16 protein-coding genes are annotated in these 20,705 nt (G+C 65.6%); 6 read left to right on the forward strand and 10 right to left on the reverse strand.

From position 1 onward, the window contains the following. Nucleotides 1-7 precede the first annotated feature (7 nt). The 5 genes from H3H39_RS01575 to H3H39_RS01595 form a co-directional block, all read right to left on the reverse strand. Nucleotides 8-1,591: a type II and III secretion system protein family protein gene (locus tag H3H39_RS01575; protein WP_311196822.1), complete on the reverse strand. Its 1,584-nt coding sequence runs from the start codon at nucleotides 1,589-1,591 to the stop codon at nucleotides 8-10. Continuing rightward, nucleotides 1,588-2,445: a Flp pilus assembly protein CpaB gene (cpaB, locus tag H3H39_RS01580; protein WP_182151502.1), complete on the reverse strand. Its 858-nt coding sequence runs from the start codon at nucleotides 2,443-2,445 to the stop codon at nucleotides 1,588-1,590. The genes H3H39_RS01575 and cpaB overlap by 4 nt, the downstream gene beginning before the upstream one ends. Beyond that, nucleotides 2,442-3,800, reverse strand: coding sequence for a DUF8689 domain-containing protein (locus H3H39_RS01585; RefSeq protein ID WP_182151503.1), 1,359 nt, complete (start codon nucleotides 3,798-3,800; stop codon nucleotides 2,442-2,444). The genes cpaB and H3H39_RS01585 overlap by 4 nt, the downstream gene beginning before the upstream one ends. A gap of 107 nt (nucleotides 3,801-3,907) precedes the next feature. Further along, entirely contained in the window at nucleotides 3,908-4,438 is a 531-nt protein-coding gene (locus H3H39_RS01590; protein ID WP_182151504.1) for an A24 family peptidase, read from the reverse strand. Nucleotides 4,439-4,495: 57 nt separating this feature from the next. Next, the gene (locus H3H39_RS01595) at nucleotides 4,496-4,684 is read right to left on the reverse strand and encodes a Flp family type IVb pilin (protein WP_182151505.1); all 189 of its coding nucleotides are present in this window, start codon (nucleotides 4,682-4,684) and stop codon (nucleotides 4,496-4,498) included. A 499-nt stretch (nucleotides 4,685-5,183) separates the two neighbouring features. On the opposite strand from H3H39_RS01595, the gene H3H39_RS01600 reads away from it, so the two are divergent. After that, nucleotides 5,184-6,227, forward strand: a complete 1,044-nt coding sequence (locus H3H39_RS01600; protein ID WP_182151506.1) for a GGDEF domain-containing protein — start codon at nucleotides 5,184-5,186, stop codon at nucleotides 6,225-6,227. An 18-nt stretch (nucleotides 6,228-6,245) separates the two neighbouring features. On the opposite strand, the gene H3H39_RS01605 is transcribed toward H3H39_RS01600, so the two are convergent. Further along, nucleotides 6,246-7,466, reverse strand: a complete 1,221-nt coding sequence (locus H3H39_RS01605) for an HD-GYP domain-containing protein (protein WP_182151507.1) — start codon at nucleotides 7,464-7,466, stop codon at nucleotides 6,246-6,248. 148 nt (nucleotides 7,467-7,614) lie between these two features. Between H3H39_RS01605 and H3H39_RS01610 the strand changes: the two genes are divergently transcribed. The 3 genes from H3H39_RS01610 to icmF all read left to right on the forward strand — a co-directional run bounded on the left by H3H39_RS01610 (nucleotide 7,615) and on the right by icmF (nucleotide 15,875). Continuing rightward, entirely contained in the window at nucleotides 7,615-8,550 is a 936-nt protein-coding gene (locus H3H39_RS01610; protein ID WP_182151508.1) for a LysR substrate-binding domain-containing protein, read from the forward strand. 227 nt (nucleotides 8,551-8,777) lie between these two features. Continuing rightward, nucleotides 8,778-12,362: an indolepyruvate ferredoxin oxidoreductase family protein gene (locus H3H39_RS01615; protein WP_182151509.1), complete on the forward strand. Its 3,585-nt coding sequence runs from the start codon at nucleotides 8,778-8,780 to the stop codon at nucleotides 12,360-12,362. A gap of 213 nt (nucleotides 12,363-12,575) precedes the next feature. Then, nucleotides 12,576-15,875, forward strand: a complete 3,300-nt coding sequence (gene icmF, locus H3H39_RS01620; RefSeq protein ID WP_182151510.1) for a fused isobutyryl-CoA mutase/GTPase IcmF — start codon at nucleotides 12,576-12,578, stop codon at nucleotides 15,873-15,875. Nucleotides 15,876-15,974: 99 nt separating this feature from the next. Here icmF and H3H39_RS01625 read toward each other — a convergent pair whose 3' ends face one another. Further along, nucleotides 15,975-16,988, reverse strand: coding sequence for a substrate-binding domain-containing protein (locus H3H39_RS01625; protein WP_182151511.1), 1,014 nt, complete (start codon nucleotides 16,986-16,988; stop codon nucleotides 15,975-15,977). Nucleotides 16,989-17,302: 314 nt separating this feature from the next. Here H3H39_RS01625 and H3H39_RS01630 point away from each other — a divergent pair, with 314 nt between their 5' ends. Continuing rightward, entirely contained in the window at nucleotides 17,303-17,641 is a 339-nt protein-coding gene (locus H3H39_RS01630) for a hypothetical protein (protein WP_311196823.1), read from the forward strand. A 40-nt stretch (nucleotides 17,642-17,681) separates the two neighbouring features. Here the strand turns inward: H3H39_RS01630 and H3H39_RS01635 are convergent, their stop codons facing one another. The 3 genes from H3H39_RS01635 to H3H39_RS01645 all read right to left on the reverse strand — a co-directional run bounded on the left by H3H39_RS01635 (nucleotide 17,682) and on the right by H3H39_RS01645 (nucleotide 20,152). Then, on the reverse strand, nucleotides 17,682-18,701 hold the full coding sequence (locus tag H3H39_RS01635) for an MBL fold metallo-hydrolase (RefSeq protein ID WP_182151512.1): 1,020 nt from the start codon (nucleotides 18,699-18,701) through the stop codon (nucleotides 17,682-17,684). A 91-nt stretch (nucleotides 18,702-18,792) separates the two neighbouring features. Then, the gene (locus H3H39_RS01640) at nucleotides 18,793-19,881 is read right to left on the reverse strand and encodes a WD40/YVTN/BNR-like repeat-containing protein (protein ID WP_182151513.1); all 1,089 of its coding nucleotides are present in this window, start codon (nucleotides 19,879-19,881) and stop codon (nucleotides 18,793-18,795) included. A 1-nt stretch (nucleotide 19,882) separates the two neighbouring features. After that, on the reverse strand, nucleotides 19,883-20,152 hold the full coding sequence (locus H3H39_RS01645; protein ID WP_182151514.1) for a ubiquitin family protein: 270 nt from the start codon (nucleotides 20,150-20,152) through the stop codon (nucleotides 19,883-19,885). Nucleotides 20,153-20,246: 94 nt separating this feature from the next. Here H3H39_RS01645 and H3H39_RS01650 point away from each other — a divergent pair, with 94 nt between their 5' ends. Further along, nucleotides 20,247-20,552 (forward strand): hypothetical protein, encoded by a 306-nt coding sequence (locus H3H39_RS01650; RefSeq protein WP_182151515.1) that lies wholly within the window; start codon nucleotides 20,247-20,249, stop codon nucleotides 20,550-20,552. The last annotated feature ends 153 nt before the right edge of the window (nucleotides 20,553-20,705 follow it).

Here is a 20,705-nt window from a genome sequence, read left to right on the forward strand (position 1 = left end):
CCTCCGTTCATTTCGATTCGACTTGACGGTCCTGCGCGGCGCGCGCGGCGCTGGCCGGCGCGGGCGGCTTGCCTTCCATGCGGCCGCCCAGGAACAGTTCGGCCCGGCCCGGCGTCGTGATGCTGTCCGTCGGTAAGGCATAGTTGAACGGCAGCGGCTTGACCAGGCGGGCCGTGACGACAAACAGCAGTTCGGTGCGGTCATGCTGGAAGTCCGTGCTGCGGAACAGCGCCCCCAGCACCGGCAGTTCACCCAGCACGGGCAAGCCATGGATGTTGCTGACCTGGTTGCTCTTGATCAGGCCACCGATGGCGAAGCTCTGGCCATCCATCAGTTCCACTGTGGTGGCGGCGCGCCGCGTGGTGATCAGCGGCAGGATGGCGCCGCTCGAGAAGCCGGCCGCCGAAATGCCCACCCCGTCGCGCGACAGCTCCGACACTTCCGGCGCCACCCGCAAATTGATGCGGCCGCCGGCCAGCACGGTGGGGGTGAAACGCAGGCCGACGCCGAATTCCTTTTCCTCCAGCGTGACCTTGTTGTTGTCCTGCGCCACCGGGATGAAGATCTTGCCGCCGGCCAGGAAACTGCCTTCCTGGCCACTGATGGCCATCACCGTCGGCTCGGCCAGGATGCGTACCAGGCCATCCTGCTTTTCCGCCTCCACCGTGAACTGGCTGCCGTTCGACTTGCTCGCATCGACCATGCCCCTGGCGGTGCCGCTCAGGAAATTCGACAGCAGCTTGGCGCTCCAGCTGCCGGACGCGAAGCGCAAGGTGGCGCCCGCTTCCAGCCTGTCGAGCAGGGTCTTGGAGACTTCCGCGATCTTCACTTCCAGCATCACCTGCTGCGGCGCGCTCACGCCCAGCAGGTTGACGATGCGGAGCGTGCCGCCGCCGGCCGCCGCCGGTGCGGCGGAGGTGGCCGGTGCGGCCGGGCCGCCCGCCGCCTCGCCCCGGCCGCTGGCCAGCGCCTGCGCCGGCCGGCGCACGTAGGCCGCCGCCAGTTCCAGCACGTGGGCCAGGGTGGCGCCATCGTTCACCGTCCCGCTCAGCACCAGCGTATCGGCCGCCGCGCTGACGCGGATGTCGCGCTCCTGCGGCAGCAGCGCGGCCAGTGTCGTTTGCAGCGCGGCCGGATCGATCCCCACCGTCACGTCGACCACGTTGCAGGCGCCGCTGCGGCCCTGCACGATCAGGTTGGTGCTGCCGACATCCACCCCCGCCAGGTACAGCGTGTCGGGCGACACCAGCATCGCCTGCACCACGGCCGGGTTGCCGACGGCGCGCGCCGCCACCGCCTCGGGCAAGCGCATCAGGGTGGACTTGCCCAACTGGAGCGAGAGCTGGCCTGGCGTGGCCGCCTCGCCCGTGCAGCGCAATTGCGCCTCCTGGCGCGCCGCCGCCGCCGCAGGTGCAGCGCCGGCGCGCACCGACGCCAGCGCGGCGACCGCCGGCCCCATGTCGGCCTGCGGCAGGCCGCCGGCCGCCGGCGCGGCGGCGCTGGCGGCGGCGCTGGCGGCCAGCAGCAGCACGCATGCCAGCATGCCGGCCGCCCGCGCCACCCACGCCACCATCTTGCGCGGCGCGTTCACAGGCACTCCTGCGTGCTGCGCAAGCCGTCGATGGCGGCGATGCAGTGGCGTGACGTCCGGCGCGGCGCTGGCGGCGCCAGGTCCGCGCGCATGACGGGCACGGCCGGCGGCGTGGCGGCCACCACGTCGGCCGGCACCGGCCCCGGCGGCGCGTGCTGGCCCAGCAGGGAAGTCTTGGTGGCGCCTGCCGTCACGCCCGGCTTCGGATCGACCTGGTTACGCAGCACCAGCGACAGCGTGCCCACGCTGCGCGCCAGGTCCAGTTTCTCGGCCTGCTCCGGCGTCACCTCCAGCGTGACGGCGTTGACCACGCGCGGCTTGGTTTCATCGCGCCCCACCTCCTGCGCCACGGCCAGCACCAGGATCCGTTCCAGCACGATTTTGGAAATCCCCTGCTCGCGGCCGGCCGCGCTTTCGCTCTGGGTATAGACGATGATGTCGACGAAGTTGCCGGGCAAGGTGAAGCCGGCCACCCCCACCACGTCGTTCACGCGCACGGTGATGGCGCGCTTGCCCTCGGTGATCAGGGCCGACAAGCCGCCCAGGGTGCCGGCCGGCGCCAGCTTGGTTTCCGTCAGCGGCTCGCCCCGCAGCACACTGTTCTTGAGCACCCGGCCGCTGAGCTTGGCCGGATCGCGCACGGCGCCACGGGGCAGGCTGTCGGCCGGCCAGTCCGCCAGCTTGATCAGCTCCGGCGCCAGGCGCTGTCCCAGGTTGACGTCGGCGGCGGCCACCACGATCTTGTTGCCGCCACTTGCAGCCCTGTGCAGCAGCCAGCGCGAGGCCATGGCCACGGCCCCCAGCCCCAGCAGCACGGCCAGCCCCAGCATCAATATGGCGCGCCGGTGCTTCATGCTATTTTCTCGCACAGGATGGTGTTTTCACTGTCGGCGGCGCCACCGCAGGCGGCGAACATGCTGATCCAGGCCTGGTCCAGCGCAGCCACCGTCAGCCGCGGCGGCTCGCCGGCGAAGCCCGCGAAATCGGCGATGCGGGCCAGGATATCGCGCGGGTAGCTGGCCAGCAGCGGTTCGCCGCTGCCCGCGTGCAGTTGTTCGATCAGATAGTCGAGCGCCGTCTCGTCGCGCGCCACGGCCGCGCCGTCGCACAGTTCGCGGAACAGGCTGCGGTAGCGCGCCTCGCTCAGCGCACCCACTTCGATCTTGTAAGCCAGGCGGCGCAAGGCGGCCGGGTCCAGCAGGTGCTCGGGCGGCCGGTTGGTGGCGAACATCAACAGCAGCCGGAACGGCGCGGCGAACTTGTGGCCGCCCTGCAGCGTGACCTGGTCACAGCCGGCATCGAGCGGGCCCAGGTAGCGGTTGAGCACCTCGGCGGCCGGCATGCGCTGGCGCCCCAGGTCGTCCACCACCAGCAAGCCATTGTTGGCCTTGAAATGGGGCGGCGCGCGGTAGCTGCCGCTGGTGGCATCCCTCTGCGGCTCCAGCATGTCGGCGCTCAGCTCCGCGCCCAGCGACACCAGCGGCCGCTGGCACAGCATCCAGCGCAAATCGCAGCTGCGCCGCTCCTGCGCCTGGCGTACCCGCATGGCCAGCCGTGGCGGTGGCGGCAGGTGCACGGCCGCGTCGTACAGCTGGATGATGTCCTGCCCCACCGCCACCGCGTGCGGCACGGCCACCAGGCCTTGCAGCAGGCGCCCCAGCTTGCGCGCCAGCCAGGTCTTGCCGCTGCCCGGCAGTCCATACAGCAGGATGGAGCGGCCCGAATACATGGCCGCCCCCAGCAAGCCATGCATGGCCGGCGCCAGATGATCGTCCGCCACCTCCAGCGCCAGGTCCTCGGCCGTGACGGGCGGCAGCAGCGCGGCCTGCTGCTCGACCATGGCGCGGTAGGCGTCCAGCGTGACGGGCGCCGGGCCCGCGTACGGGCAGCGCTCCTGCCACGCGGCCGCGCGCTGCTTACCCACCGTGGTCAGCTGGTATTGCACGTCGAGGTCGGATTCGCCGCGCCACGCCACTTCGGCCAGCTGTTCGGCCAGCATGAAGTCCAGCGTCTCGCGCAGCACGTTGATGGACAGGCGCAACTTGCCCGTCAGGATGGGCAGATGGGTGCGGCCACCGACATACAGGCACTTGGCGATCAGTTCCACCAGCAACGCTTGCTCCAGCCCCGTCTCCCGCACCGATTTGGGCTGGGGCGGCAGCAGCGGCAGGTCGTCGGCGGTGGACACTTGCTGTTCAAGTTCGGACATGATGTCCTCCTCAATCTGTCTGGCTCGCAAGATTGTTCCCACGAGCAATTGATTCTAGCGATGGGGGCGGGCTCGGCGTTGATCCGCGACAAGCCGTGGATGGCGCGTCAGGCTGGTCCCCACAACACATAGCCCACGGTGCCCAGGGCAATGGCCAGGCCGTACGGCATGCCGCCCACGCTGGCGCCGGGCGGCAGGGGCACCGGCTGCAGCGGCACCCCGGTCAGGCGCAGCAACAAGGGCTTGCACAGCGTGGCCAGATTGCGCCAGCCGTCACGCCAGCGGCCGCCGTACAACAACAGCGCCAGCGCCATCAAGCCGCCGATCAGGCAGGACAGCAGGCCGACGATCAACGCGCCTTGCGGTCCCGTGAACGCGCCCACCATGGCCAGCAGCTTGACGTCGCCGGCGGCCATGCCGCGCGCCAGGTATAGCGGTAAATAGAGAAAAAAACCGGCCAGCGTACCGGCCAGCCAGTCGGTCACGGGCGCCCAGTGCGTGCCGCCCAGCAGGTGCAACAACAGCGCCATCAACAGGCCGCTCAGCACCAGCAGGTTGGGGATACGGCGCACGGACAGGTCCGTCAGCGCCGCCTGAGCGACCATACACACAAGGATCAAAGCGAGGGCGGATTGCATGGCGTCGACCTTCACGGTAGTCCTCCCGGCATGGCCAGCCCGGGAGGACGCTGAGGCTCAAGGAGTGTTAGCGCTGGTCAACTTGGTGCCGATACCGGTGAAGACGGCCTCCAGCGGCGCCTTCATCGCCGTACCGGCGGCCACCGCGACCACCGCCATCACCGCCGCGATCAAGCCATACTCGATGGCCGTGATCCCCGCCTCATCCCTGACAAACCGCTTCGCTGCCGCGATCATTGCATTCATGACAGACTCCCAAAAGTGATTGACATACCTACCCCTGGCGCAGGATATACATGACATAAAGAAACTTTCGTTTCCATCTATCATTACCGTGCCATTGCGTTCACTATAGGGTCCGTAGCACTTTGAGAGTTGACTTGGTGCAAGCTTTCCATGTGGAATTATTTGCATGTTGTGCGGAAAATTTCAGCAGCATGCACACGCGGAAGCTGGCTTATGTCAAACTGCTCGAGTTTTCCCGCGAGTACGCTGGCACAGGCGACGGCCGGCCGCGGTGTCGGGAAAAAGATGCATGGAATCGTGAGAAATGTTTTTTTTCGCACACATGAATTGCCTAGATTGCAAAAAGCTATTATCCTGCTTAGCTGTTCTTTGGAAAGGCCCCGTGCAATCGTTTCACAGTGCGCCTGACTATCAAAAAACACACCGCGCTGAAGCTTGATAGACGTGAACGAAATGTGGCGAGACACAATAGTTGTGTGACAATTTTCCAGAGACGAACATGGATTCCCTACTGAAACACATGGTGGACATGACCGGCCACCGCGATCACACGATGCTCGACATCTCCGTGATCTCGGCGGTGCAGGAACTCGCCCATGCCACTCAGACCCGGGTCTTGTCGCTGGCGCAAGTGCGCGGCCAGCTGTTCGTGCGTCCGCGCGCCATCATCACGGCCGGCTTGCCCGCCAAGATGGTGGACAATCCCGACCCCGGCAGCCCCGGTGAACCGATCAGCAGCTTCCCCGCGCTGGCGGCCTGCATCGCGCGCCACGAAGCGAGCGCCGACGAGGCCAACGCGGCCGGCGAACACACGCTGTGGCTGCCCATCTGGCTGGGCGACAAGGCCGACACCTGCCTGGAAATCGTCAATCCCACGCCCTACACCAGCGACACCATCCACGTGATCGGCGGCATCGTCAGCGTCTACCGCAATTTCCAGAACCTGCTCGACTACAGCGAACGCGATTCGCTGACGGGCTTGCTCAACCGCAAAACTTTCGACGACCAGCTCGCCAAGATGCTGGCCGCCAGCCCGGAACCGGATGCACTGACCCTGCCCGGCGAGCCGGAGCGGCGCCACCACCAGGACCAGGACAAGCAGTGGCTGGCCGTGGTCGACGTCGACCATTTCAAGCATGTCAACGACCGCTTCGGCCACTTGTATGGCGATGAAGTGCTGATCCTGATCGCCAACCTGATGACGTCCTCGTTCCGGGCCCAGGACCGGGTGTTCCGTTTCGGCGGCGAAGAATTCGTCGTGCTGCTGCGCTCGACGACGCTCGACAATGTCAAGAAGATCATCGACCGCTTCCGCGTCAACGTGGAATCACACGAATTCCCGCAAGTGGGCCGGGTCACCGTCAGCGTCGGCTTCGTCAGCATCAGCGCGGTGGAAGCGCCTGTCATCATCCTGGGCAAGGCCGACCAGGCCCTGTACTACGCCAAGAGCCACGGCCGCAACCTGGCCTGCCACTACGACGAACTGGTCGAAGGCGGCTTGCTGCAAACCATAGAATCGAACGATACGGCCGAATTCTTCTGACGCCGGGGCGCGTCAGCGTCAGGCCAGCGTGAGAAAGCGCATGGGGTCGACTTTCCACTTGGACGGCGATTCGTGGCCGACGATCTTGTCGCCGCCACCAAAGCCCAGTCCGCGCGACAAGTCGAGGGTTTCCGGCTTGATGTAGAGATTTTGCTTGGTATTGAAGAATACATTGACCTTGGGCGCCAGCAGATTGGTCTCGTGCGGTTCGATCACCACCCCCAGCCGGCCCGATTCCAGCAGCACCATGGTGCCGACCGGATATATCCCCACGCAACGCATGAATTCCTGCGCATAGGTGGGATTGAAGTGGAATTTGCTCCACTCATAAATCTTGCGCAAGGCCGCGGCCGCCGACATGCCCTTGTGATAGCAACGATCGGCCGTGATCGCATCATAAACGTCGACAATCGCGGCCATCTGCGCCAATTCGCTGATCCCGTCGCCGGCCTGCTTGTCGGGGTAACCGCTGCCGTCACGGCGTTCGTGGTGGTGCAGCGTGATGTCGAGCGGAATCGGTCCCACTTCCGGCGACTGCAGCAGGATGTCGTAACCATCCTTGGGATGGCGCTTGATGATGGCGAATTCCTCGTCCGTCAGCGGACCCGGCTTGTTCAGGATGGCGTCCGGCACCAGCGCCTTGCCCGTGTCGTGCAGCAAACCGCCCAGGCCGGCCTGGTGGGTGAGTTCCGCATCCATGCCGCGCGAGCGGCAAAACGCCACCAGCAGCGCGCACACGCTCACGGAGTGGAGGAAAGTGTAATCGTCCTTGGTCTTGATGCGCAGCAAACCGACCAGCGCGCCCGGATTGCGCAGGATCGATTCCGTGATGTTCTGCACCACCGGCTGCACCTGGTCCAGCTCGATCGCCTTGCCCAGCCGGGCATCGCGCATCACGGTGCGCACCAGGGTCGACGCCTGATGCCGGATCTGGGTCGCGCGCGCCATTTCCTCGCCCAGCGATACCCGCGTCACCACCACCGGCTTGGCCGCCAGTTCCACCAGCTCGCGTTCCGTTTCCGCCTGCGCCTCGGCCAGCGTGGGCGCGTTGACCACGTCCAGTCCCTTGTCACTGTCGATCACGACGTCGTGGATACCGGACTGGATGATCTTGCGGATCTCGTCTTCGCTGCTGATCAGGAAACGGTTGCGGATGAACGGATGGGTCATCCAGTCGCAACTGAGATCATGGATGTACATGCCCACTTTCAGCTGTGAGGAATCGACTTTCTTAAACATACAAAACGCTCACGAAGATAGCTGGAAGGGCAAGAAGAGTTAGAATGAGTATAACAAATAGTTTCTGTCCAGGACTATCATTTGCCTTTCCGGCAGTTTTTGCCACCGGTTTTTTACACAACCTACAACACTTGCGCCCGTAAGTTCCATGGAATTGCGCCAACTCCGCTATTTTGTCGCCATCGTCGACCACGGCTCGCTGTCGCGCGCCGCGCTGGTGCTGCACGTGGCGCAACCGGCCCTGACCCAGCAACTGCGCCAGCTGGAGCAGGAACTGGAGGCGCAGTTGCTGCACCGCACGGCCCAGGGCGTGCTCAGCACGGATGCGGGCAAGGTGTTCTACCAACATGCGCAAGCGATCCTCAAGCAAGTGGCCGACGCCAAGTCGGCCGTGACGCAATCGGCCACGCGCCCGTCCGGCAGCGTCACCCTGGGGCTGCCACACAGCATCTCGGGCGCGCTGGCGCTGCCGCTGCTGATGGCCGCTCGTAGACATTATCCAGAAATAACGCTGCAACTGACGGAGGAATTGACGGGCAACTTGAGCGAACAGCTCAAATCGGGCCGGGTCAACCTGGCCGTGCTGTTCGACGATGGCCAATTGACGCCGTTCGCCTGCACCGCGCTGGCGGAAGAGGAACTGCGCTTCATTTGCCGGGCCGACGCCGCCTGCGCGCCGGACGGCGCCGCCATCACGCTGGCGCAGGCGCTGGCCGCGCCGTTGATCTTGCCCGGGCTGCAACATGGCGTGCGGCCGCGGATCGAAACCGTGGCCCGCACGGCGGGCCTGACGCCGGGTGACGTCATCGAGATCAACTCGATCGCTATTTTAAAATCCGCTATCCTGGCCGACATGGGCGCCACCATCCTGCCCGTGGCGCCCGTGCTGGACGAACTGGAACGGGGCACCATGCGCAGCTACCGCATCCACCACCCCGCCATCTCGCGCACGGTGGTGTTGTGCGCATCAAAAAACATACCGCTCACCAACGCGGCGGCGGCCGTCAGCCGGCTGGCCGTGCAAGTGGCGGCCGAGCTGTGCGCCAGCGGCACCTGGCTGGGCGCCCGCCCGCTGTCCCAGTAAGGCAGGAGACCGACACCCCGGGTCGGCCATCATTTTTTCTTATACCCCCATCCAGAAACGCTATTTCCGTTAACGTCAACTAAGCCCTACACTGGGCGCGAAGCGAATTTTCAAACCTGAAATAGCCGCTTCGCCGCCATAACAGGCGGCCAATGGCCCGACCATGGTGCGCCTACCCGGCGTTCCCACAGACCGGGCACGATCTGATACCACGGAGACAACACACCATGCCTGATACCACGGCCACCGGCCCTGCCACGTCCACCGGCGTCGCAGCGACCGCCACCGACCGCCTCACCAGCGTCACCCTCGACGACAAATACACGGCCACCCAAGGCGATATCTTCCTGTCCGGCATCCAGGCCCTCGTGCGCCTGCCCATGATGCAGCGCCTGCGCGACCAGGCCGCCGGCCTGAACACGGCCGGTTTCATTTCCGGCTACCGCGGCTCGCCGCTGGGCGGCCTCGATGAAAACCTGTGGAAGGCGCAACCGCACCTGGCCGGCCACCACGTTCAGTTCGTGCCCGGCGTCAACGAGGACCTGGCCGCGACAGCCGTGTGGGGCTCGCAGCAGGTGGACCTGATCGGTGAAGCCAAGTACGACGGCGTGTTCGCCATGTGGTACGGCAAGGGCCCCGGCGTGGACCGCTGCGGCGACGTCTTCAAGCACATGAACCATGCCGGCACGGCCAAGCACGGCGGCGTGCTGCTGGTGGCCGGCGACGACCATGGCGCCTATTCGTCCACCCTGCCGCACCAGTCCGACCACCTGTTCTCCGCTTCCATGATCCCCGTGCTGTACCCATGCAACGTGCAGGAATACCTGGACCTGGGCTTGCACGGCTGGGCCATGTCGCGCTTCTCCGGCTGCACCGTCGCGTTCAAGGCGCTGGCCGACACGGTGGAATCGTCGGCCTCGGTGGACGCCGACCCGTTCCGCGTCGAATGCAAGATCCCGCAAGACTTCCAGATGCCCGAAGGCGGCCTGAACGCGCGCCTGTCCAGCATTCCGCTGGGCCAGCAAGCGCGCAACCAGGAAGCGCTGATGCAGGATTACAAGATCTATGCGGCGCTGGCCTACGCCCGCGAGAACAAGCTCAACCACACCACCATCACCAGCCCGGACGCCAAGCTGGGCATCATCGCCTCCGGCAAGTCCTACCTGGACGTGCTGGAAGCGTTGCAGGACCTGGGCATCGACGAGGACATGGCGGCCAAGGTCGGCCTGCGCCTGTTCAAGGTGGCCATGCCGTGGCCGCTGGAGCCGGACAGCGTGCGCGAATTCGCGCAAGGCCTGGACGAGATCCTGGTGGTGGAGGAAAAACGCCAGATCGTCGAATACCAGCTCAAGGAACAGCTGTACAACTGGCGCGACGACGTGCGCCCGCGCGTGATCGGCAAGTTCGATGAAAAGGGCGAATGGGTGGCCCCGCGCGGCGAATGGCTGCTGACCTCCAAGGCCGACTTCTCCGTGTCGCAAGTGGCGCGCGTGATCGCCAGCCGGGTGTCGCGCCTGATCTCGGACCCCGTCACCTGCGACCACATCAAGGCCCGCCTGGCCTTCCTGGACGCCAAGGACGCCGTCCTCAAGAAAGCCATCCACACCCCGTTCCGCCCCGCCTTCTACTGCTCCGGCTGCCCCCACAACACCTCGACCAAGGTGCCCGACGGCAGCCTGGCGCTGGCCGGCATCGGCTGCCACGTGATGGCCACCTCGATCTACCCCGAGCACAACAAACTGACCACCCACATGGGCGGCGAAGGCGCGCCGTGGATCGGCCAGGCCGCGTTCTCCAAGCTGCCGCACGTATTCCAGAACCTGGGCGACGGCACCTATTTCCACTCCGGCTACCTGGCCATCCGCGCGGCCGTGGCGGCCAAGGTCAACATGACCTACAAGATCCTGTACAACGACGCCGTGGCCATGACGGGCGGCCAGCCGGTGGACGGCATCACGTCCGTGCCCATGATCGCCCAGCAGATGGCCGCGGAGGGGGTAAAGCGAATAGCGCTGGTGACGGAAGACCTGAGCCGCTACACGGACCGCTCGGCCCTGCCCACCATCGTCAGCCTGCACGACCGCAAGGAGATGGACGCCGTGCAGCGCGAACTGCGTGAACTGCAAGGCGTGTCGGTGCTGATCTATGACCAGACCTGCGCGGCCGAGAAGCGCCGCCGCCGCAAGAAGGGCGAGTTCCCCGACCCCGCCAAGCGCATGGTGATCAACGAAGCCGTGTGCGAAGGCTGCGGCGACTGCGGCATCCAGTCCAACTGCACCTCCATCCTGCCCAAGGAAACGGAATTCGGCCGCAAGCGCACCATCGACCAGTCGTCCTGCAACAAGGACTACTCGTGCGTGAAGGGCTTCTGCCCCAGCTTCGTGACGGTGGAAGGCGGCACGCTGAAGAAAACCAGGACCGGCGTCAGCAAGGATGCGGCGGACGACGGCTTCGGCCCGCTGCCCGTGCCCGCCCTGCCCGACTGCGAGCAACCGTACAACATCCTCATCAACGGCATCGGCGGCACCGGCGTGATCACCGTGGGCGCGCTGATGGGCATGGCCGCCCACCTGGAAGGCAAGGGCGCGTCGGTGCTGGACATGACGGGCATGTCGCAGAAAAACGGCTCCGTCACTTCGCATGTGAAGATCGCCCGCACCCCGGCCCACCTGCGCGCCCAGCGCATCGCCACCGGCGAGGCGGACCTGGTCCTCGGTTGCGACATGCTGACGGCCGGCGCCGCCGACGCCGTCTCCAAGATGCGTCCGGGCCGCACCATGGCCGTCATCAACCTGCACGAGCAGCCGCCCGGCACCTTCGCCCAGAACGCCGACTGGCAATATCCGGTGGACGAAGTGCGCGCGCTGATCAGCGAATCCGTGGGCGCCGAGCAGTACCACAGCGCCGATTTCATCAACGCCACCAAGCTGGCCACGGCGCTGATGGGCGACTCGATCGCCGCCAACCTGTTCATGCTCGGTTACGCGTGGCAGAAAGGCCGCGTGCCGCTGAATGAGGCATCGCTGCTGCGCGCCATCGAATTGAATGGTGTCGGCATCGCCGCCAACCAGCGCAGCTTCCTGTGGGGCCGGCGCGCCGCCGTCGACTTCAAACGCGTGGAAAAAGTCGCCACGCCGACCCAGGCCGTGGTGGTGCAAATGCCGCAAAGCCTGGAAACGGTCATCAAGCGCCGCGTCCAGTTCCTCACCGACTACCAGGACGCGGCCTACGCAGCCGGTTACGAGGAGCTGGTGGCGCAGGTGCGCGCCAGGGAAACGGCGCTCGGCCTGGGCAACAAGCTGGCCACGGCCGTGGCCAAGTCCTATTTCAAGCTGATGTCGTACAAGGATGAATACGAAGTGGCGCGCCTGTACACGGACGGCCGCTTCGTCGAGCAGCTCCAGCAGCAGTTCGAAGGCGACTTCACGCTCAAGTTCAACCTGGCGCCGCCGCTGCTGGCGAAAAAGGATGCCAAGGGCCACCTGGTGAAGGCGCAATTCGGTTCCTGGATGTGGCGCGCATTCCAGCTGCTGGCCAAGGCCAAGGGCCTGCGCGGCGGCATGTTCGATATCTTCGGCTACACGGAAGAGCGTAAGATGGAGCGTGCCCTGATCGCGGAATACCGTGACATGACGGCCGCCATCCTGGCCAGGCTGACGGCCGAGAATTACGAGACGGCCGTGGCGCTGGCCGCGCTGCCGGAGAAAGTGCGCGGCTTCGGCCATGTGAAGGAAAAAGCCGTGGCCCTGTTCCACGCCGAGAAGGCGCGCCTGATGGGCGTGCTCGACGGCGGCCACCAGCACGCGGCCTGACCTCACCGGGCGGGCCGGCCCCTGCCCCAGGCAATCTTGCCCGGGAATTAAGGCCGGCCCGCCGCCACCAGACAACACCCCGGCCGGGGCGTGGCTGGCGTCATACAAGCCAACGGCAAGCCAGCGAATTCGCTTGACTTGACGTTAACGTAAACGTCATATAATTTGAGCACCGCCAGACCACGCCTCGCGCCCAGAACTACAAGGACACCCATGAACGACCTCTCCGCTCCGAAAATCGCCGCCGTGCCGGAACAGCCCAAGCTGGCCAACAAGGTACGCTTCGTCACCGCCGCCTCCCTGTTCGATGGCCACGACGCCTCGATCAACATCATGCGCCGCATCCTGCAGTCCAACGGCGTGGAAGTGGTCCACCTGGGCCACAACCGCTCGGTCGACGAAGTGGTGACGGCGGCCCTGGCCGAAGACGTGCAAGGCATCGCCATCTCCAGCTACCAGGGTGGCCACGTTGAATATTTCAAGTACATGATCGACCTGCTGCGCCAGCGCGGCGGCGCCCACATCAAGGTGTTCGGCGGTGGCGGCGGCGTGATCGTGCCCGACGAGATCGCGGACCTGCATGCCTACGGCGTGACCCGCATCTTCAGCCCGGAAGACGGCCAGCGCATGGGCCTGGTGGGCATGATCCAGTGGATGGTGCAGCAGTGCGATATCGACCTGTCGCAGTATTCGCCCACCTCGCTGGCGCCGCTCAAGGAAGGCGACATCGCCCAGCGCCACCGGCCGCTGGCGCAGCTGATCACGGCGCTGGAAAACGACAAGGCCGCGCCCGCGCTGCGCGCCGAATTGCTGGACGCGGCCGTGGGCCTGGGCGTGCCCACGCTGGGCATCACGGGCACGGGCGGCGCCGGCAAATCGTCGCTGACGGATGAACTGATCCGCCGCATCCGCCTGGACCAGGGCGACGCGCTCAACATCGCCGTGATCTCGATCGATCCGTCGCGCCGCAAGTCCGGCGGCGCGCTGCTGGGCGACCGCATCCGCATGAACGCCATCAACCCGTGGGCCGGCCAATCGCGCGTGTTCATGCGTTCCTTGGCCACGCGCGAGGCGGGTTCCGAGATTTCGCAGGCGCTGCCGGACGTGATCGCCGCCTGCAAGGTGGCCGGGTTCGACCTGGTGATCGTGGAAACCTCAGGCATCGGCCAGGGCGACGCGGCCATCGTGCCGCATGTGGACGTGTCCATGTACGTGATGACGCCCGAATTCGGCGCCGCCTCGCAGCTGGAAAAAATCGACATGCTCGATTTCGCCGACTTCATCGCCATCAACAAATTCGACCGCAAGGGCGCGCAGGACGCGCTGCGCGACGTGGCCAAGCAGTACCAGCGCAACCGCGAGCTGTGGGCCAAGCGTCCGGACGACATGCCGGTGTACGGCACCCAGGCGTCGCGCTTCAACGACGACGGCGTCACGGCCCTGTATCAAGGCTTGCTGCCCAAACTGGCCCAGTTCGGCCTGCAGGCCAAGCCGGGCAAGCTGGCCGCCGTCGACATCAAATACTCCAGCGGCAAGCATGTGATCGTGCCGCCGGCGCGCGCCCGCTACCTGGCCGAAATCGCCGACACCGTGCGCGGCTACCACAAGTTCACCGGCAAGCAGGTCACGCTGGCGCGCGAACGCCAGCAACTGACGGAATCGAAACGCATGCTGGCCGCCGCCAAGAAGAGCGCGAACCTGGGCGCCGATTTCGATGAACTGATCTCCGAGCGCGACAGCGCCATGGACGCCGGCGCCAAGAAGCTGCTGGCCCAGTGGCCCGACCTGCAACAGGCCTACGCGGGCGACGACTACGTGGTCAAGATCCGCGACAAGGAGCTGCGCACCCGTCTGGTCCAGCACACGCTGTCGGGCACCAAGATCCGCAAGGTGGCCCTGCCCCGCTATGAAGACCACGGCGAAGTGCTGCGCTTCCTGATGCTGGAAAACGTGCCCGGCTCATTCCCGTTTACGGCCGGCGTGTTCGCCTTCAAGCGCGAAGGCGAAGACCCGACCCGCATGTTCGCCGGCGAAGGCGACGCCTTCCGCACCAACCGCCGCTTCAAGCTGGTGTCCACCGGCATGGACGCCAAGCGCCTGTCGACCGCGTTCGATTCCGTCACGCTGTACGGCGCCGATCCCGCCGTCCGCCCCGACATCTACGGCAAGGTGGGTAACTCGGGCGTGTCGATCGCCACGCTGGACGACATGAAAGTGCTGTACGACGGCTTCAACCTGTGCAGCCCCAGCACCTCGGTGTCGATGACCATCAACGGCCCGGCGCCCACCATCCTGGCCATGTTCATGAACACCGCCATCGACCAGCAGGTCGACAAGTTCAAGGCCGAGAACCAGCGCGAACCAAGCGCCGACGAAGCGGTCAAGATCCGCGCCTGGGTGCTGCAGAACGTGCGCGGCACGGTGCAGGCCGACATCCTCAAGGAAGACCAGGGCCAGAACACCTGCATCTTCTCCACCGAGTTCTCGCTCAAGGTGATGGGCGACATCCAGGAATACTTCGTGCACCATCAGGTGCGCAACTTCTACTCGGTGTCGATCTCCGGCTACCACATCGCCGAAGCGGGCGCCAACCCGATTTCGCAACTGGCGTTCACGCTGTCGAACGGCTTCACCTTCGTGGAAGCCTATCTGGCGCGCGGCATGCACATCGACGATTTCGCGCCCAACCTGTCGTTCTTCTTCTCCAACGGCATGGACCCGGAATACACGGTGCTGGGCCGGGTGGCGCGCCGCCTGTGGGCGGTGGCCATGCGCGACAAGTACGGCGCCAACGACCGCAGCCAGAAGCTCAAGTACCACGTGCAGACCTCGGGCCGCTCGCTGCACGCGCAGGAGATCGACTTCAACGATATCCGCACCACGCTGCAGGCGCTGATCGCCATCTACGACAACTGCAACTCGCTGCACACCAACGCCTACGACGAAGCCATCACCACGCCGACCGACGAATCCGTGCGCCGCGCGCTGGCGATCCAGTTGATCATCAACCGCGAATGGGGCCTGGCCAAGAATGAGAACCCGAACCAGGGCTCGTTCATCATCGACGAGCTGACCGACCTGGTGGAGGAAGCCGTGCTGCAGGAGTTCGAACGCATCGCCGAACGGGGCGGCGTGCTGGGCGCCATGGAGACGGGCTACCAGCGCGGCAAGATCCAGGAAGAGTCGCTGCTGTACGAGCACCAGAAGCACGACGGCACGTTGCCCATCATCGGCGTCAACACCTTCCGCAATCCGAAGGCCAGCGACGCGCCGCAGAAGATCGAACTGGCCCGTTCCACGGACGATGAAAAGCAGTCGCAGCTCACCCGTTTGGAGGACTTCCACACCCGCAACGCAGCCGCCGCGCCAGCCGCGCTGGCCGCGCTGCAGCAAGCCGCCATCGACAACGCCAACGTGTTCGACAAGCTGATGGACGCCGTGCGCGTCTGCTCGCTGGGCCAGATCACCACCGCGCTGTTCGAAGTGGGCGGCCAGTACCGCCGCAATATGTAAGCACCCAGCGCAATCAGACCGGGGCAGCAAATCGGGACGGACCCCAATTTCCGCTATGCGAAAATTGGGGTCCGTCCCGATTTGCTGCCCCGGTTTTATTTACGACGCCGGGCGCGGCCCCACAGTGGACCCGTGTACCAGCACCGGCTGCCACATCTCCTGCAGCTCCTCCGCCGGCGTGCCGTCGGTCAGCGCCAGCAGCATTTCTATCATGCGTTCGCCGGCGCGGCGCGGGTCCGGCTGGTCGATGATGGTCACATCGGAACGGGCCAGCGTATCGGGCATGTTGCCCCACACGATGATGGATATTTCCTTGCCGATCGCGATGCCGGCGTCCACCAGCGCCCTTACGGCGCCCACGCCGGACAGGTGATTGTCCACGATCACGGCCGTCGGCCGCGGCGAACAGGCCAGCAGCTGCAGCATGGCGTGGTGGCCGCTGCGGCGGTCCAGCGTGTTGGCGATCAGGTGGCGCGGGTCGGGCGTCAACCCGGCCTCGGCCAGGATGGCCAGCAGGCTGGCCTGGCGTTCGCGGGCGAAATTGAGTTCCAGCGGTGCGCTCAGCATGGCGATGCGCTGGTGGCCGTGGGCCAGCAGATGCCGCACGGCCAGCCGCATGCCGGCATCGTGGTCGTAATCGAACCAGGCATAGGGCGTGTCGAGCTCCGTGCGGCCATGGGCGACGAACGGGAAGCCCACCTTGCTCAGGAAGGCGATGCGCTCGTCGCGCACCAGCGTGCGCGCCACCACCAGCCCATCCACCCGGCGCCCGCCCACCACTTGCTCGTAGGAACGTTGCTCGTTCTGGGGCGACACGGGCGCGATGATCAGGTTCTGGCCTTTCAGCTCCAGCGCCTCCGACATGCCGCCCACCACGTCCAGGAACATGGGGTCGCCCAGGTCGCTGGGCGCGAGCGGATAAATGATGCCGAATACATTGGTCCGCCCCAGCGCCAGGCTGCGGGCCATGGGATTGGCCTGGTAGCCGGCTTCCTTGGCCGCCTTCAGCACCCGCTCACGGGTGCGGCGGTTCACTTCGGGATAGCCATTCAGCGCGCGGCTCACCGTTGTCTTGGACATACCCAACAGATGGGCCAAACTCTTGAGATTCATACCTGCGTCGTTCCGTGTTGACCTGGGATTATAGCTTAATCATCAATCTTTTCCGCCCCCTTCCCTACCCCACACTTGAAAAAATGCAACATAATCAAGACGATAGCGCGGCTGGCGCGGGTGCCGGCGGGGCCACCTTCCGCGCGCCGGCAGGCCAGGGCGCAGAGTGACAAGGTGACAAGCAAGCTGTTTTGGCAGATACTACTGGCATCCGGCCCAGTTTTGGCCTACGCTTGAACTGTACAAGATTGATAGCGATTGCGCCTACGCATGCCTGAATTTTCGCTGTCGATTTCCGTTTTGAGGTGATCGAAGTGGCTACCCTTACGTCCGTCAGCGCGCTGCAGGCATCCGTCGCACAGGCTCAACAGCTGGTGCAGCAGGATCAGTCGCGCGTGAACCAGGATGCCAGCCGGCTGGAACAAAGCCAGAACCAGCTGACCAAGGACAAGCAGCAGCTCAGCGACACCCAGCAGCAAAGCCGCCAGGCATCCCAGCCGGCGTTGAAAGCGGCCACCCCGGTCCGTATCGACAACGCGATCGAGAAACCGGCCCCCTCCCAGCAAGCGCTGCCAGCCGCCCTGACGGCCGCCAAGCCACAAGTGAACACGCTGGGCCAGACCATCGGCAAATTCATCAACACCGTCGCCTGACGGACGCCGCGCGCGCCCGGGGGCGTCCGGTGACGGCGCCCTATTTGGCGTGCAACCACCAATGTTCGGCCGCCTCCGGCGCGGTCAGGCTGAGCGCCTTGCCGATCGCGGGCATGGCGATGGGCAAGCCACGCTCGCGCGCCAGCGCCACGATGCGCTCGAACGGTTCGTGCCACGCATGCAGGGCCAGGTCGAAGGTGCCGTTATGAATCGGCAAGAGCACCTTGCCGCGCAAATCCACGTGGGCCTGCAAGCTTTCCTCCGGCTGCATGTGGACGTCCGGCCATTGCGGGTCGTAGGCCCCCGTCTCGATCATGGTCAGGTCGAACGGGCCGTAGATATCCCCTATCTCCTTGAATCCTTTGAAATAACCGCTATCGCCACTGAAAAAGATGCGGGTATGGGCCGTTTCAATGACCCAGGACGACCACAGCGTGCTATTGCCATCGAACATGCTCCGCCCTGAAAAGTGCTGGGCCGGCGTAGCCACCAGCTTCACCCCGTCCAGATGCTTGCTTTGCCACCAGTCCAGCTGATGCACCTTGCTGGCCGGGATGCCCCAGCTGACCAGTGTGTCGCCCACGCCCAGCGGCGCCACGAAGTGCGTGGTGCGCTCGGCCAGCGCCAGCACGGCGGCCTTGTCCAGGTGGTCGTAATGGTCGTGTGACAGGATCACCCCGTGGATGGGCGGCAGGTCGGCGATGGTGATGGGCGGCGCGTGGAAACGCTGCGGCCCGGCCCACTGCACGGGCGAGGCCCGCTCGGAGAACACGGGGTCGGTCAGCCAGAACTGGCCGCCCAGCTTGAGCAGCAAGGTCGAATGGCCGAGCCGGAACAAACTATTGTCTTCAGCGTCAAACAATTGTTCGGCACTGAGCGCGTGGACGGGCAGCGGCTTGCTGGGCACCGTGTTGGCCGGCTTGGCGAACAGGAAACGCAGCACGATACCCAGGCTTTTCAGCAAGCCCCCCTTGCGCATGCGGGCCGGATTGCGGTACTTGCCGTCTTTCTGGTGATACTTGCTCAGCGTGGCGTTGAGGCCGGTGGTAGCTGTGGTCATGTCGGTTGGCGCCGCAGCGCCCGGATAGGGGTATCGTCGCTATGTTGGGGCACCCGGTCCAACTGCAAGCGCGCCGGACCGGGAGCAGCGTTCAGCCGAACGCCACCGCGTACACGGGCGGCAGGTTGACACCGATGGTTTGCCAGTGCTCGCCGCCGTTGGCCGACAGCCAGACGCCGCCCGTCGTCGAGCCCATCAGCAAGGTCTTGCCATCGTCGTTGACGGCCAGCCCGTGGCGGTAGATCAGGTCGTAGCAATGTTCCTGCGGCAAGCCGCTGCGCAGGGCCGCCGCCGTCTGGCCACCGTCCGTGGTGCGCGTGACGGACAAGGCCGCGCCGGGCGGAATGCGGCGCTGGTCGGCTTCGGCCGGCACGAACCAGGCTGTGTCGCCATCGGCCGGGTGGACCGCCACGGCGAAACCGAAATGCGATAGCGGCGCCGTTTTCACTTCCGTCCACAGCGCGCCATTGTCGGTGCTGCGCCAGATGCCGCAATGATGCTGGCACCACAAGATATCGGGTGCGCCCGGGCAGCGCACGATGCGGTGCGGGTCCTGCACGGCCTGGTTGTCGGCCAGTTCCGGCGGCATGTAGGCCGCGTTCATGCCCTTGCCCCGCAGCGTCCAGCTGGCGCCGCCGTCCGTCGTCAGCCAGGCCCCGCCGCAGGAAATACCCACCAGCACCGAACGGCTATCGCGCGGATCGACGCAGATGCTGTGGATGCCCGGCACGTCGTAGCCGCCGCCGAACCACTGGCTGCGCTCCGGCACGTTCCACAGCGCCTCCACCAGTTGCCAGCTCGCGCCGCGGTCGGCCGAACGGAACAAGCCGCCGGGCAAGGTGCCGGCCCACAACACGCCCGGTTCATCGGCGCCGCCGGCCGCCAGCGACCAGATCTGCTTGAGCTTCCATTCCACCTGGTCCTGGCTGTCCTCCGGCTTGGGTGGATAGGCGGGCACGCCCACTTCCGTCCACGTGTCGGCGCCCGCGTCGAGCCGGTGCAGCTTGGTGCCGAAGTGGCCCAGGTTGAGCGCCGCGTACAGCGCGCCGTCGCGCGCGTCCGCCAGCACCATGGAGACGGGATCGCCCAGGAAATGGCTGGCGCCCAGCTGCCACACGCCATTCACGGGCGCCAGTTCGAACAAACCCTTGCGGGTACCAAGAAAGGCGCGTGCAGCCATGTCAACCTCCGGATAACGCTTGCAGGATGTAGACCCGGGACTCGGGACGCAGGGCATCGTCCAGCCGCTGGCGCTCGCGCGTGCGCTGGCCGTCGATGAAGATGACGACGTTTTCCCGCAAGTGGCCCTGCTCGTCGAGCACATAGCCGCGCAAACGGGGCTGGCCGGCAAAGGCGTCGTCCAGCGCGCCGCGCAGGCTGGACGCGGGCGTGTCCACCTCGGGCACGGGCAGGAAGCGGGCCAGTTGCTGGGTAAAGATCAGATGCGCCATCGCCGTGATCGTTTCGCCATCGAAGCATCGATTCTAACGCGGTTCGCGCCGCGCCCGGTCTACAATTGAAGCGTGCCAACCACCGGAGCGCGTCATGTCGATTACCCCGCAACAACTGGAATTGCTGATGGAGGAAGTGGAGCAGGAAGACCCGATCGATTTCGCCGACCTGCCGTTCGACGAACATGACTTGCGCGCCCTGATCGCCAACCACCTGTGCGAGATGGCCGACGCGATGGACAACTTCAGCGAGGAGGACAAGCAGCTGACCCTGCTGGCCGTGGCCGCCAAGCTGGTGCTGGAAAACATGGTCCTCAATGTCCAGCTGCTGCGCCGCCACGGCCTGCCCCTGAGCGACAGCACGGCGGCCTTGCTGAGCCGCCTGCGCAAGGGGGAGTGAGCGCCGCCGCCGAGGCGGCGCCGGCAGCGCCCGGCATGCCCCGCCCAACATAAATAAAAGGAACGGCAAGAGTGCTTGTTTTGTAATTATTCGAATGTTATGATTGCCGTGACTTAACTTATTTGCGTTGGCCAGGTGACTCCGGCGCGTGCC

It is taken from the genome of Rugamonas apoptosis (assembly GCF_014042355.1).
Classification (GTDB): Bacteria; Pseudomonadota; Gammaproteobacteria; order Burkholderiales; family Burkholderiaceae_D; genus Rugamonas; species Rugamonas apoptosis.